Raw genomic sequence first — 14,029 nt, 5'->3', positions numbered from 1 at the left:
CGACTACTGTGCACCCCATGACAACACGGGCACCCCACAGCGGTTCTGCGGACGGTACGACGGCCTCGGCGCCGCTCGTTCGTCGCGCCCGAACCTCTGACGTGCCCGGTATCAAAAAGCTGATCGACTTCTACGCGGGCAAGATCCTGCTGGAGAAGAACCTGGTCACCCTGTACGAGTCGGTCCAGGAGTTCTGGGTGGCCGAGCGCGACGGCGAGCTCATCGGCTGCGGCGCGCTGCACGTGCTGTGGGCGGATCTGGGCGAGGTGCGCACGGTCGCGGTGCGGCCCGACATCAAGGGCACCGGCGCCGGGCATCTGCTGGTGCGGCAGTTGATCGCGGTCGCGCGCGAGCTCTCCCTGTCGCGGCTGTTCGTGCTGACCTTCGAGGTGGACTTCTTCGCCAGGCACGGCTTCGCCGAGATCGAGGGCACCCCGGTGACCGCCGAGGTCTACGAGGAGATGTGCCGCTCCTACGACGAGGGCATCGCGGAATTCCTCGACCTGAGCTTCGTGAAGCCGAATACGCTCGGCAACACCCGAATGCTGTTGACCCTCTGAACTATTCGATTCACCCCCGATTCATTCGAGCCAGAAAGCGACACCCGTGCCGATCTTCGCCGTCCACTACGTCTACACCGAGGCCACCGCCGCCGCGCGCCTGGAGAACCGCCCCGAGCACCGCGCCTGGCTCAACAACCTGGTGGATCAGGGCACCATCCTGACCAGCGGCCCCTACCCCGACGGCACGGGTGCGCTGATCCTGTTCCGCGCGGAGAGCCTCGAGTTCGTCACCGATCTGCTGCCGCAGGATCCGTTCGCCAAGCTGGGGCTGATCGAGGACAAGCGCGCGGTGGAGTGGCTGCCGGTCATGGGCGTGTTCTCGGAGGAGTAGGTCGGTATCGACGCGGGTCACCCGCCGGGAAGTCCGCGCCGCGGTCAGCGAGCCGCCATCTCCCCGATGATGTCGTCGATGGTCGACCGGCCGGGTGACCAGCCGAGTTCGGTCCGGGCCTTGGCCGGATCGCTGATCAGCGCCGCGGGTTCGGGCGCGGCCGGGCCGTGCACCACGGGCACCGCCAGCCCGGTCACCCGCTCGACCGCCGCAACCACGTCGAGAACGCTTGTGCCCCGGCCGCTTCCGATGTTGTAGCGGATGCACTCCCCCGCTGCCGGCACCCGTTCGGCGCAGGCCGCGAACGCGGCGGCCGCGTCCCGGACGTGCAGGTAGTCACGCACGGCGGTGCCGTCGCCGTTGATTCGCAACGCCGATTGTTCGCGGGCGGCGGCCAGCGTCCGGGGTATCAGCCGCGTCGGGTCCGGGTCGTCGCCCCCGGCCACGTTGAGCAACCGCACCACGATCGCGCCCAGCGCGCCGGACCCGGCCTGCGCCTCGATCGCGTATTCGGCGGCCAGTTTGCTGCTCGCGTAGGGGTGCGGCGGCGCGTCGGGACAGTCCTCGGTCATGGGCTGCCGCTCCGGGGTGCCGTAGATGGCCCCGGTGGAGGCGAAGACCAGGCGCTCGACGCCCGCGACCGCCATGGCCTCCAGCAGCGCGACGGTGCCCTCGGCGTTGACCCGGAAGAACGGCAGCGGGTCGGTCACCGACTCCCGTGCGCGGGCCAGCCCGGCCAGATGACACACCGCGTCGACACCATCGACGGCCGCCCGGAGCGCGGCCCGATCCGCCAGGTCCGCGTACCGCGTCTCGGCCGCGCCGGCGATCGCCACCGGCTCGGCCCGCGTCATCGCGATCGGCGTATGCCCGGCGCCGGCGAGCGCTCGCACGACCTCGCGCCCCAGATATCCCGCCGCGCCGGTCACCAGAATTCGCACGCCTCAACCCTTCCAGGCGCGAGCGGTCCCGCCTCTGCCGGGTCGGTTCGAAGCCGATGCGCGGCAGGATCGACCGAGCCGAGTCCCGAGCCCGCGCGGGCGAGTGGCCGCGACCCTGCTCAGGACGCGCGGCGGCGGTGGTCGGCGACGTGCACCTGGGTGGCGCAGCGGGTGGAACAGTAACGGCGCCTGCCGTTTCGGGAGGTGTCGACGAAGACGATCGCGCAGCCCGGGCGGGCGCAGCAGCCGATGCGGGTGGGCGCCTCGCAGAAGAGCGCGGCGAGGCCGAAGGCGGTGTACGCCTTGACGCGTTCGTCGACGGGCGCGGTCTCCTGCGAGTAGTGCAGGTGCGGGCTTCTGCCGTCGTGCGTGGAGATGTAGGGCCGGCTGGTGGTTTTGGCCAGCAGCGCGTTCAGCAGGTCGACCGAGGGGGCGCGGAACACGGCGTCCAGTTCCCGGATCCAGCTCCGGAGTTCGGCGTCCTGCGCGGGCGTCACCGGCACGAACGGCCGGTAGTCGGACTCCCGCAGCAGGTCGCTCAGGTCCCGTTCCGGTGGCGCGTTCACCAGCCGGACGGCCAGTTCCACCGCGGCCCCGCCGTAAGGGTTGAAATGCACTAGACCATTACATCAGAGTGGCCTCATGACCGCCACCTGCCCGTCCTGCTCCTGGCCCGACCCGACCCTCGTGTCCACCCACGGCAGCGTCCGCTACCTGCGGTGCGTCTGCGGCAAGTGGCTGATCGAGGAACACGACGCTCTACTAGCCACCGCGGGCCGCAGCAGCATCGCCGACACGGCCCTGCCGAACGCGTGCGAGCCGTCGCGCGACGCGACATCGGCATAGATCCAGGCCGAGAGCGCGGACGCCGGCCCGCGCTACGCCGATCGGCGTGACGGCCACGGACCGACGGCGGGGTCGCGACCGCGTGCTGTAAGTTTCCAGCATCTGAAGGCAACCGCCCTCAGACCATGGAGACGGATCGAACTCGGGCCCCGCCGGTCGCCGACCGCTCCGACCGCCCGAAGGATCCACCGAGTTGAGCGAGCAGAGTCGGCCCTCCCCCCGCGCCGCCGGCGAGCGCGCCCGAGTCGTCGCCCGAATGACCGCGCGCACCGACGCGATCGCCGCGGCGATCGCGCAGACGACCCGCGAACGCCTGCCCGCCTATGCGGCGCTGTCCGAGACCACGATCACTGGCGACACCACCGCCATCGTCGATCGCATACTCACCGCGTTGAGCGGGATCGGCGCGTTGACCGCCGACGATGTGCGGAACCTGCGGAAGTACGGCGAAGTCCGTGCCAGACAGGGCATTTCGCTGATCGACGTGCAGACCGGATGGCGGATCGCGCTGATCCGGGCCCGCGCCGAACTCACCGCCGCCGGACGCGCGTGCCGGGCATCGGACCGCACCCTGCTCGAGCTCACCCACGATCTGCTGGACATCATCGACGAGGCCACCCACGCGTACACCAGCGGCCATCACGACGTCGAACTGGACCTGACCCGGCGCGACCACCAGGCGCGCGCGGAGTTCACGCGCGGCCTGCTGCTCGGCACGCTGACACCCGCCGATCTGCGCATTCGCGCACAGCAGTACGGGCTGGATCTCCAGGCCGAGTACCGGGCGTTCCGGGCGCACGCCTCAGCTCACCCCGTCGTCGACGCCGAGCTGCGGCATCGGTCGCGCGCGACCCCGGGCGCGCCGGTGTTCACCACCACCATCGACGGCGACGTCGCCGGATTCCGCGGCGGCACGGCCCTGTTCGAGTTCGAGGACCGCGTCGGCTACGGCCCGCCGGCCCGGCTGAGCGAGTTGGACCATTCCTTCCGGCTCGCCGGTCGCCTGCTGGCGACCGCCCGCGCCTTCGACCTGGACGGCCCGATCGATCTCGAACGCGCCGGGTTGCTGACCGCGGTCATCGCCGACACCGACGTGGGAACCGAACTCACCCGCCGCTACCTCGACCCGCTGGGTGACGCCGAGCAGGCACGAACTCTGATCGAGACGACCGAGTCCTTCCTCGACACGGGCATGCGGTTCGAGACGACGGCCGAGCGGCTCGGGCTGCACCCCAATACGATTCGCTACCGGATCGGCCGGTTCGAGGAGCTCGCGGGGATAGACCTGAAGTCCGCGAACACCGCCCTGCGGGTGTGGTGGGCGATCAAGCACCGGCGGGCGGCCCTGCGCCCCTGAGCTTTCCGGCCCGTTGGCGAAGCGGACATGCCATCGAGGCGCGAGACCCCGCACCATTGTCAGGCCGAGCGCCCCGTGGGAACCGTGTCGTCCGATCGCGCCCGGGGACGCGGTGTCCCGTCCCCGACAAGGCCCGATCACCCTTGATAGACAGGGCATCCCATCGATCCGGATGCGGTTGCGCCCCGCCGACGCCACTGCGGGTGGCCGATGACCGCCTTGCCCGTCTACCTGCGGCGACCGCGGGAGATGCCACGGGAGTTGGCGGCAGGCATCGCACCGAGTTGGGTACGCGGGGCACCGAGCGGTGGATCGCGGGGCGTTCGAACGGGCGCCGTCGCCGATTCGATCAGCGGCGCCGTCGCGCCCGCGCGGGGCGTCACCGGGCGAGGCGAATCCGCCCGAATCCTCATGCGGCACCGGCACGTAAGGACGGAGCCACAGTGAGCCCGGTGCCGTTCGAGTCCCAGCGGGGGAACCGCAGCCGGTCGTGCCACGGGGCGATGCGCTCGAACGCCGCGGCCAGGGTGAGGACCGTGTCGTCGCGGAAGCGGCGGCTCGCGATCTGGAGGCCGACCGGGAACCCGTCGGGGGTGAGGCCCGCCGGAACCGAGATGGCCGGGCCGCCGGTGTAATTGAACGGGTGCGTCAGGCACCAGCCCAGGACGGGGTCCACGGCCTCGCCGTCGATCTCGGCCGGGCCGACGGTCCAGCCGTCGGCGGCGTTGGGCACGGCGGCCACGCCCGTCGTGGGGGTGATGATCGCGTCGTAGTTCTCCAGGACCGCGGCCAGCGCGTCGAAGATCGCGGTGCGCAGGAACTGATCGCGCCGGGTGTCGGCGACGGAGAAGGATTCGGCGCGGTCGGCGGCGGCGCGCAGCTGCGGCGGCAGGTTCTCCCAGGACACCGCGCGCAGATCGAGGCCGGAGTCGCGGAAGGTCTCGATGAGGCCGATCATCGCCGAGCCGGTATAGCGCAGCCACAGATCGGTGACCTCGGTGTGCGCGGCGGGCAGGGTGAAGGCGGGTTGTTCGACGACGACGCCCGCGGATTCGAGGGTGCGCGCGGCGGTCTCGACGACGGCGGCGACGTCGGCGGCCACCGGAAAGCCGCCCAGGGTGGGTAGATAGGCGACGCGCAGGCCCGCGGCCGGAGCGAACAGGGCCTCGCGGTAGGACCGCGCCGGGAGCGGCACGCTGCCGGGATCGCGGGCGTCGAAGCCGGCCATGGCCTCGAACATGAGCACGCAGTCTTCCACCGTGCGGGTCAGCGGGCCGTTGCCCATGAACGGATTGAAGGCGAAGAACGCGTCGGGCCGGACCACACCGGCCAGCAGGCCGTAGCTGGGCTTGAGCCCGACCACGCCGCACAGCGCGGCCGGGATGCGCACGGAGCCGCCGCCGTCGGAGCCCTGCGCCAGCGCGCACAGCCCGGCGGCCACCGCCGCGGCGCTGCCGCCCGAGGAGCCGCCCGCGTTGTGACCGGTCACGAACGGTGTGCTGGTCGGCCCGAACAGCCGGTTGTCGGTGGTGGCCTTGTGCCCGAATTCCGGGGTGTTCGTCTTGCCGAGGATGATCGCGCCGAGCCGCTGCAGCCGCTGGACGTGCGGGGCGGTCTCCTCGGGGAGATAGCCGGCGAACTCCTTGACGCCGAACGTGTTCGGCACGCCCCGCTGGAAGTCGAACAGATCCTTGATGGCGATCGGGACGCCGTGCAGCGGCCCGCGCAGCCGGCCTTCGCTCAGCTCACGCTCGGCCGTCTTCGCGTCCTCGCGCGCGGTGTCGGCCGCGACGCTGACGTAGGCGTTGAGATCCGGGTTCACCGCGTCGATGCGCGCGAGGTACGCCTCGACCACCTCCACCGGCGACACCCGCCGGCCGCGGATCCGCTGTGCGAGCTCGGCGGCGGGCAGCAGGACAAGGTCTGAGTCACAGAAATCGGACATGCTCACACACGCTATCGCTGAAACATGCTGAAGATGAAGGGTATTCAGGTTAATACTGGTCGAATATGTTGCAACACAAGCACTTCGGATTCACTAAACCCGCAGCGTAGCGGGGGTTTCCGCGTCCAGTTAACATGGATGTCATATTTTCGAATTTAAATTCCATCGGTTGACGGGCCCCTCCGCCTCGTCTAACGTCGGCTTCGGATTTCAAGCCCCACATTGCATCTCCGACGCAGCAGTGCATCTTCGTGGCGAAGTCTTCAGTTCCGTTTGGGGGGACCAACGGGAGTAGTAGTCGATGAATTCAGCGTCAATTCAGTCCGCCGCATTCGAAAACTGGATCGAGCTGCTGGGCGACCGTGCCACCACGAATGGCGAGAAAGCAGCATTCGAATTTCTCGACGACGGGGGCCGTGCGTCCGAAGCGCTCACCTATCGCGAACTCGACCTGCGCGCAAAGGCGCTGGCAACCCACTTGAGCAGCACATATTCACCCGGCGATCGAGCGCTGCTGCTGCATCCGCCGGGACTGGAATATGTCATCTCGTTCTACGCCTGCCTGTATGCCGGCGTGATCGCAGTACCACTTTTTCCACCGCAACGCGCACGCTTGGATCACATCGACGAAGTGGCGCGCGACTGTGCGGCGAGCGTGGTGATCAGCACATCGGCGACACTGTCCAGAATGCGCGAAGCACCGGGCGAAACCTATCTCGAGAGCCTTCCGAGAATTTCTTCGGATTCTTTCGAGGCCGCACCGGATTCAATCTCCGAATTCACTCCGCGCGTTTTCGATATCGCCTATCTGCAATACACGTCGGGTTCCACGTCGGCCCCGAAGGGCGTCATCATCACGCATCGGATGATGCTCCAGCAGTGCGCGGAACTGGCGTACACCTGGGGCATCGACACCGACAGCACGGTGGTCTCCTGGCTGCCACATTTCCATGACTTCGGGCAGGTCAGCGGCGTGCTGCTGCCCGTATACAGCGGCATCCGAGCCGTACTGATGGCACCCGCCACTTTCGTCAAGAATCCGATCCGCTGGCTCGACGCGGTAACCGCCTATCGCGGAACACACAGTGGCTCACCGAATTTCGCGTTCGACCTGTGCTCGGAGAAAACCACCCCGGAGCAACGCGCCGCGCTCGACCTGAGCTCCTGGCGCATGGTCAGCAATGGCGCCGAGCCGGTGCGCAGGGCGACGCTCGACCGCTTCCAGGAGACGTTCGCGCCGCACGGTCTGCCGCCCACCGCGGTGACCCCCGGCTACGGATTGGCCGAGGCCACCCTGAAATTGGCCTCGGGCACCTCGGCCGCGCCCTACGTCGCGACCCGTTTCGACAACGAGGCGCTGGGCCGGCGCAAGGTGGTGCCGGGCGGCATGTCGCCCGCGACCGAACTCGTCGCCTGCGGAACCACCACGCTGCCCACCGAAATCGCCATCGTCACACCGGAATCCGGTGTGCGGGTGCCGGACGGCGAGATCGGTGAGATCTGGGCCAGCGGACCGATCGTCGCGCCCGGGTACTGGAACAGGGACTCCGAGAGCGCCGCGGTCTTCCGCGCTCGCATCACCGGGGCCGAGGACGATCGCACCTACCTGCGCACCGGCGATCTGGGCTTCTTCCACCGGGGCGAGCTCTACATCTGCGGTCGCATCAAGAACCTGATGATCGTCAACGGCGTCAACTACTACCTCGAGGATCTCGAGGCCACGGTGGTGAACTGCGACGAATCCCTGCGCGCCGGGGCCGTTCTCGCGTTCGCGGTCGAACGCGCCGGCCAGGAGAGCCTGGTGTTGGCCGCGGAGCCACGCGCCGAGGATCTCGACCCCGAACGTCTGGTCGCGACCGTCCACGACGCCGTCGCACGCACGCACGGCATCGCGCCGAGCGCGATCGTGCTCATCACCGAGGGCACGGTGCCCCGGACCACCAGCGGCAAGCTCCGCCGGCAGCAATGTCGAACCGACTACCTCGCGGGTGCGCTCAGCGAGGTCTACCGATGGGAGGCCGACATGGCTTCGGAAACCACCACTGTCGCCGAAACCAGTACCACCACAACCGAATCCGGCCCCACCGGGATGCCCTCGATGCGCGTTCTCGTGCAGCAGGGGCTGCTGGCCGCGACGCGGGAATGGTTCGCCGAGCACCCGGGTGACACCGAACTCGACGAGTCCCGTTCCCTCGCCGAGCTCGGGCTGGCCTCCCTGGACCAGATGACCCTGCACGAACACTTGGAGTCCTGGTCCGGCAAGCGCTTCCCGCCCGAGCTCATGTGGGACGCGCCGTCCGTCGCCGAGATGATCGAGGCGATCGCCGCGCACATCACCGCGCCCGCCACCGATTCCGCGGTGGGAGTGCGCTGACATGAGACTCAAATCCGCCGTCGCCGGTCTGCCCTCGCGCACGGTGACCAACGCCGACATCACCGCCCTCATCGCCGAGCACAGCGCGGCCGGGTTCACCGGCGATCTCGACGACGCCCTGCGCAAGGTTGAGTACTACCTCAAATACGCCGGCTCGGAATCGCGCCGGTGGCTGGACGAGGGCGAACGCCCGATCGACCTGCTGCGAGCGGCCACGAGCACCGCCCTCGAACAGGCCGAGGTGCGGCGCGAAGACGTGGATCTGCTGATCTACACCGGCATCGGCCGCGGCTTCATCGAACCGGGCGGGGCGTACCACTCCGCCGCGGCGATGGGGCTGGACAACGCGCACTGTTTCGACATCCTGGATGCCTGTATGAGCTGGACGCGGGCGGTGCAGGTCACCGAATCCCTGTTCCGCAGCGGGCAGTACCGCACCGCGCTGATCGTGAACGCCGAGTTCAATCTGCGCTCGGGCGGCGTGGTGTTCCCGCATCTGTTCCATATTCCGAAGGTCGAGGCGCTGGAGTCGATCTTCCCCGCCTACACCCTGGGCGAGGCGGCCACCGCCACCGTGCTCACCGCCGAGGACCACGAGCCGTGGGAGTTCCGTTTCGCGTCGCGGCCCGATCTCGCGCCGCTGTGCAACGTGACCCTCGAGGGCTACGAGGGCTTCTGCGATCCGTCGGACAAGCTGGCCGCGAACGGCGTCGGCTTCTTCACCTCCTACGGCTTCGAGATGCACGAGCACGCCGACGACGGCTTCGAGGTGTTCGAACGGCTCGACCCGCCCGTGGACGAGGTGAAGGCGCTGTTCACGCACGCCTCCAGCAAGCGCTACTGGCAGGGCATGGCCGACAAGGTCGGTCTGGGCTCGGCCATCCACCACGTCTTCGACCGGACCGGCAACGTGGTTTCCGCGTCGGTGCCCGCGGCCATCGCCTCGGCGCTGGAGCAGGGCCTGGTCCGGCCCGGTGATCGGGCCGTCGGCTGGGTCGGCAGTGCCGGAATGTCCTTCGGCGCCTTCACTTTCGTCTTCTGACACGCGATCGGATCAGGTGATTTCAGTGTTGCGACATCTAGCCAAGGCGACCGCGTGCACGGCGCTGGGGGCCGCCGAGTACTCGGTGGCGTCGATTCTGCGCAAGGACGTCGGCGCCGAGCAGCGGCGCGCCGACGCCATCCTGGCGTTCCTGCTGCGCATGGGGCCCATCTACATCAAGATGGGCCAGATCGCGGCCACCCGTTCGGATCTGCTGCCGCCCTCCTGGGTCGACACCCTGCGGGTGCTGCAGGACCAGGCGCCCCATATGAGCCCGGAGGAATCGCGCGCGGCGCTGGAGCGGGAATTGCGCGGGCCGCTCGAATCCACCTTCAGTTCCATCGATCTGGTCCCGATCGCCAGCGCCTCGGTGGCACAGGTGCACATCGGCACGCTGCCCGACGGTCGCAAGGTCGCGGTCAAGCTGGTCAAGAACACCGTGCCCGAGCAGATCGATCAGAGCCTCACCGCGATCGGCTCGCTGGTGAAGCTCGTGCACCGGGTGACCCCGCAGGTGCGCGAGCTGGGCCTGCCCGAGCGCTTCGCGGAGGTGGCGCGGTTGCTGCGGCCGCAGGCCGACATGACCTACGAGGCCCGTCAGCAGCAGCGGATCCACCGGAACTTCAAGTCCCACCCCTATGTGCTGGTCCCTTCGGTGATCCCGGAGCTGGTCACGCCGCGCATGCTGGTTATGGAGTTCATGGAGGGCATTCCCGGAAAGCTCTCGCGCACCGTCGATTTCCCGGACGACCAGCTGGCGCGCCGGCTCCAGGACGTCATCTACACCATGCTGTACATGCACGGGGTCTGTCACGGCGACCCGCATCCGGGCAATGTGCTGTTCACCCCCGACGGCAAGCTCGTGCTGCTGGACTACGGCGTGACGGTGGAGCTGACCGAGGACGAGAAGTGGGGGCTGTCGTCGTTCTACTACGCGTGCACCCGCAAGGAATGGGACATCGCGATCGACCGCTTCACGCGGTACTTCGTCATCGCCGGGGACAAGCTCGAGCGTGAACGCGCCGCCTACGACGCGCAAATGGCCGAGGTCCTGAAGTTCCACTTCGACATCAGCTCCAGTCAGTGGTCGACCATCTCGTACTTCAACGACGTGAATGCCATTCTGCGTCAGTACGATTCGCGCTACACCACCAATTTCACGAAGGTCGAGCTGGTCTTCCTGTCGTGCGAGGGCTTCGCCACCCAGATCGATCCGGATATCGACATCTGGGCCAATGCCCGCAAGTTCACCGACCGGTACTCGCCGTACATGAACGCGGAGGTGGAGCGGCGTTTCGCCGTCGACTTCGAACGGCAGATGCCCGCCTCGCTGGAACTGCGTGACCGCGCCCGCGATTCGCTCGTGGCGCCGACGCACATCGACCGGTACTTCTTCCCGAGCGGGTTCCCGGTGTTCGTGGCCGAGGCGGCCGGCGGCAGTGTCACCGACTACGACGGCAACCAGTACATCGACCTGTCCGGCGGCTACGGCCCGCACCTGCTCGGGTACGCGCATCCGGCGATCAACACCGCCATCACCGAGGGCACCGCGCGCGGCCTGGTCAACGGCATCGGCAATCGCGCCGAGATCGAGCTGGCCGAACTGCTGGTGGACGCCTTCCCAGCGGCGGACAAAGCGCTGCTGTGCAATTCGGGTACCGAGGCGATCCAGTTCGCCATTCGCATGTGCCGCGGCTACCGGCGCAAGAACATGGTCGCCAAGTTCGAGGGCCACTACCACGGCTTCTCCGATCAGGGCATGGTCAGCTCGTGGTTCCGCTTCGCCGGCGACAAGGACCGGCCCGATCCGGTGGCCGGATCGCAGGGCGTCGACCCCGGCGCGGTGGCCAATACCGTTGTGCTGCAGTACGGCGACATCGCGGGGCTGTCCCGGCTGCGCGAGCACGCCCACGAACTGGCCTGCGTCCTGCTCGAGCCCATGCCCACCTCGGTGGTCGCCCTGCACCGCGACTTCCTGGTCGAATTGCGGCGGCTGTGCACCGAACTCGGCATTCCGCTGATCTTCGACGAGGTGGTCTCGGGCTTCCGGGTCGCCTACGGCGGCGTGCAGGTCATGGCCGACATCCACCCCGACCTGACGGCCCTGGGCAAGGTGATCGGCGGCGGGCTGCCGTGCGGCGCGGTGATCGGCGAGGCGCGCTTCATCGATATGGCCAAGAGCTCGCAGGATCCGTACTACGACTACGAGAACAAGGTGTTCGCGGGCGGCACGCTGAGCGGCAACTCGCTCACCTGTGCGGCCGGCCTGGGCGCGCTGCGGTACCTGCGCGACAACCAGCACATCTACGCCACGCTGGACGAGAACACCGGGCGCCTGGCGGATCTGATGCGCGAGGCCGCCGCGCAGCGTGAGATCGCCTGCCGCATCAATGCCCGCAATTCGATCTTCTCGCTCAATTTCAGCCATCGAGAGGCCGGGCTGTACCGAGAGCGTATGGCGGGCAGCAACTTCAAGGCCACGATCGCGCTGGCGTACTACATGCGCAAGCACCAGGTGTACCTGCCGGAACTGCACAGCTTCCTGATCAGCGCCGCGCACACCATCGAGGATCTCGACCAGGTGGCGCACGCGTTCGAGAAGAGCCTCGACGAGATGCTCGCCGATCAGCTCTTCGTCATCTGACCCGCAACCACCTGACTTCCCAAGGAACGCAATGAACTTCATGGTCAGAGAACGCGAGACAACCGAGCGTTTCCTCCCCGGACTGGATGCCAAGCTCGCCGGCATGCCGCTGGATCTGCTGGAATCGGCCGACACCCCGGCCCTGGCGCTGTTCCGCGACGCGGGCGGCACCGGTCTGCTCATTACCGCCGAACGCGGTGGTAGCGGCGCGAATCTGGTCGAGGCCGCCCGGGTGCACCGGGCGCTGGGCGCGCGGTCGCCCTCGCTCGCCATCGCGGTGAACATGCACTCGTGCACGGTCGCCGCCATGCCGCCCGGCCCGGCGGGCGACATGATGCTGGACATGGTCGCCCAGGCCCGGCTGTACCTGGCGTCGGCCTTCGCCGAGGGGATTCCGGGGGCGAGCGTCGTCACCCCGACGCTGCACGGCGAACGCGTGGCGGGCGGCTGGCGGATCAGCGGCAGCAAGAAGCCGTGCAGCCTGTCCAAGTCCATGGACATCCTGACCGCGAGCGTGCGCCTGCGCCCGGACGGCGCCGACGCGGATCAGCTTGCGCTGGCGGTCATTCCGGCCGCCTCGCCCGGTGTCGAGGTGCGTCCGCTGCCCGGCACCGCGATCTTCCCCGGCTCGGAGACCCACGAGGTGGTCCTCACCGATGTCGAGGTCGCCGACGAGGCCGTCTCGTTCTTCGGCGGCGCCGACGACACCCTCAACGACGCGCTCAGCGCGGCCTGGCTGACCTTCAGCGTGCTGGTGTCCTCCTGCTACCTCGGCATGGCCGGCGGGCTGGTCGAGCGGGTCCTGGACGGCCGCAAGGGCACCGCCGCGGACCGGATGACCATGGTCGGCGATCTGGACACGGCCATGGCCGCCATCGAGTCGGTGGCCGCCGACATCGACGGGGGCGCTGTCGATCCCGCCACCGTGGCGCGTGCGCTGCACCTGCGCTTCGCCACCCAGCGGGTGATCGAGCGCACCTCGGCGCTGGCGACCGAGCTGCTCGGCGGCATCGCCTTCATGACCGGCGACTCCGCGCACCTCTACACCGGCTGCCGGGCCCTGGCCTTCCATCCGCCGGCGCGCATGAACATCGCCGAGCCGCTGGACCGATTCGTGGCCGGCGAGCCGCTGATCGTCGCCTGACGCCGCTGTCGCAGAACAGGATCGAGGTGCACAGCCCATGACCATCGACGTCGGGAGCGCGGTCGTCCAGATCGGGCGCGGGCCCACCGGCACCGCGCTGGCACGGCACCTGCTGCCCGCCATGCCGCCCGGATCGCGCTATGTCGTCATCGACCGGGATCCGGCGGCCCCGCAGTTGCCGTTCGGTTCGCCGGAGCCGACCCATCTGATCAACACCCGGGCCGCGAAATCCAGTCTGAACCTGGGTGATCCGGAGGAGTACGACCGCTGGGTCTCCGAACAGGCCGCGGCCGCGGGCGAGTCGGTCACCGAGTTCCCGGCCCGGTACTGGTTCGGCCGCTACGTGCGCGACATGTTCGACCGGGCGGTGAAGGAGGCGACGGCGGCCGGGGTCGTTGTCGACGTCATCACCGACGAGGCGGTCGGGGTGCGGACCGGAACCGGCGCCCGCTGGCGGGTGGAGTGCGCGAGCGGGCAGGGCTTCGACGCGCACCGCGTCGTCGTCGGGATAGGCATGCTGCCGCAGGGGGACCCGTATCCCGGGATCGCCGGTGCGGCAGGATATTTCACCGATCCGTGGCAACTGCCGGAGATCGCGAGCGACGCCCGGGTCGCGGTGCTGGGCACCCGGCTCACCGCCGTCGACATCGCCCTGACGCTGGCCGCGCGCGGGCACACCGGCCCGGTGCTGCTGGCGTCGCGATCGGGCCGCCTGCCCCGGCTGCGCGGCCCGGAGACCACCGCGCCCACCCCGCACATCGAGGCGTGCATGGGACGGGCCGCGGCGGCCGGCGCGTTGCGGCTCGACGACTTCGGGCGGGCGCTCATGGCCGATATCGAGG

At 68.9% G+C, this 14,029-nt stretch carries 12 protein-coding genes; 9 read left to right on the top strand and 3 right to left on the bottom strand.

Annotated elements, in window-relative coordinates; genetic code table 11:
- Positions 1-17: 17 nt before the first annotated feature.
- The gene (locus ACWDOP_RS08205) at positions 18-560 is read left to right on the top strand and encodes an amino-acid N-acetyltransferase (protein WP_454204072.1); all 543 of its coding nucleotides are present in this window, start codon (positions 18-20) and stop codon (positions 558-560) included.
- A 46-nt stretch (positions 561-606) separates the two neighbouring features.
- The gene (locus ACWDOP_RS08200; protein ID WP_454204071.1) at positions 607-894 is read left to right on the top strand and encodes a YciI family protein; all 288 of its coding nucleotides are present in this window, start codon (positions 607-609) and stop codon (positions 892-894) included.
- Positions 895-938: 44 nt separating this feature from the next.
- Here ACWDOP_RS08200 and ACWDOP_RS08195 read toward each other — a convergent pair whose 3' ends face one another.
- Both ACWDOP_RS08195 and ACWDOP_RS08190 read right to left on the bottom strand, forming a co-directional pair.
- Positions 939-1,835: an NAD-dependent epimerase/dehydratase family protein gene (locus ACWDOP_RS08195; RefSeq protein WP_456344501.1), complete on the bottom strand. Its 897-nt coding sequence runs from the start codon at positions 1,833-1,835 to the stop codon at positions 939-941.
- A gap of 119 nt (positions 1,836-1,954) precedes the next feature.
- Positions 1,955-2,452, bottom strand: coding sequence for a CGNR zinc finger domain-containing protein (locus tag ACWDOP_RS08190; protein WP_456344500.1), 498 nt, complete (start codon positions 2,450-2,452; stop codon positions 1,955-1,957).
- Between the two features lie 25 nt (positions 2,453-2,477).
- Here ACWDOP_RS08190 and ACWDOP_RS08185 point away from each other — a divergent pair, with 25 nt between their 5' ends.
- Both ACWDOP_RS08185 and ACWDOP_RS08180 read left to right on the top strand, forming a co-directional pair.
- Entirely contained in the window at positions 2,478-2,681 is a 204-nt protein-coding gene (locus tag ACWDOP_RS08185; RefSeq protein WP_456344499.1) for a hypothetical protein, read from the top strand.
- A gap of 193 nt (positions 2,682-2,874) precedes the next feature.
- Positions 2,875-4,038, top strand: coding sequence for a PucR family transcriptional regulator (locus ACWDOP_RS08180; protein WP_456344498.1), 1,164 nt, complete (start codon positions 2,875-2,877; stop codon positions 4,036-4,038).
- A gap of 409 nt (positions 4,039-4,447) precedes the next feature.
- Here ACWDOP_RS08180 and ACWDOP_RS08175 read toward each other — a convergent pair whose 3' ends face one another.
- Positions 4,448-5,983, bottom strand: a complete 1,536-nt coding sequence (locus ACWDOP_RS08175) for an amidase (protein WP_456344497.1) — start codon at positions 5,981-5,983, stop codon at positions 4,448-4,450.
- A gap of 301 nt (positions 5,984-6,284) precedes the next feature.
- On the opposite strand from ACWDOP_RS08175, the gene ACWDOP_RS08170 reads away from it, so the two are divergent.
- The 5 genes from ACWDOP_RS08170 to ACWDOP_RS08150 all read left to right on the top strand — a co-directional run.
- Positions 6,285-8,357: an AMP-binding protein gene (locus tag ACWDOP_RS08170; protein ID WP_456344496.1), complete on the top strand. Its 2,073-nt coding sequence runs from the start codon at positions 6,285-6,287 to the stop codon at positions 8,355-8,357.
- Between the two features lies 1 nt (position 8,358).
- Entirely contained in the window at positions 8,359-9,399 is a 1,041-nt protein-coding gene (locus ACWDOP_RS08165) for a 3-oxoacyl-[acyl-carrier-protein] synthase III C-terminal domain-containing protein (RefSeq protein ID WP_456344495.1), read from the top strand.
- 25 nt (positions 9,400-9,424) lie between these two features.
- A complete protein-coding gene (locus ACWDOP_RS08160) occupies positions 9,425-12,043 on the top strand; it encodes an aminotransferase class III-fold pyridoxal phosphate-dependent enzyme (RefSeq protein WP_456344494.1) in 2,619 nt (872 codons plus the stop codon).
- Between the two features lie 31 nt (positions 12,044-12,074).
- On the top strand, positions 12,075-13,187 hold the full coding sequence (locus ACWDOP_RS08155; RefSeq protein WP_456344493.1) for an acyl-CoA dehydrogenase family protein: 1,113 nt from the start codon (positions 12,075-12,077) through the stop codon (positions 13,185-13,187).
- Between the two features lie 37 nt (positions 13,188-13,224).
- Positions 13,225-14,029 (top strand): FAD/NAD(P)-binding protein (locus ACWDOP_RS08150; protein WP_456344492.1); only part of this gene is annotated, 805 nt, incomplete at its 3' end.

It is taken from the genome of Nocardia sp. NPDC003693, assembly GCF_053981095.1.
The sequence above is the reverse complement of the archived record's forward strand: the minus strand, read 5'-3'. Positions and strand labels throughout refer to the sequence as shown.

What these genes read in the sequence shown, in the direction of transcription:
- ACWDOP_RS08155 (WP_456344493.1), top strand. Translation starts at nt 12,075, where the DNA reads ATGAACTTCATGGTCAGAGAACGCGAGACAACCGAGCGTTTCCTCCCC.
- ACWDOP_RS08165 (WP_456344495.1), top strand. Translation starts at nt 8,359, where the DNA reads ATGAGACTCAAATCCGCCGTCGCCGGTCTGCCCTCGCGCACGGTGACC.
- ACWDOP_RS08170 (WP_456344496.1), top strand. Translation starts at nt 6,285, where the DNA reads ATGAATTCAGCGTCAATTCAGTCCGCCGCATTCGAAAACTGGATCGAG.
- ACWDOP_RS08205 (WP_454204072.1), top strand. Translation starts at nt 18, where the DNA reads ATGACAACACGGGCACCCCACAGCGGTTCTGCGGACGGTACGACGGCC.
- ACWDOP_RS08175 (WP_456344497.1), bottom strand. Translation starts at nt 5,983, where the DNA reads ATGTCCGATTTCTGTGACTCAGACCTTGTCCTGCTGCCCGCCGCCGAG.
- ACWDOP_RS08185 (WP_456344499.1), top strand. Translation starts at nt 2,478, where the DNA reads ATGACCGCCACCTGCCCGTCCTGCTCCTGGCCCGACCCGACCCTCGTG.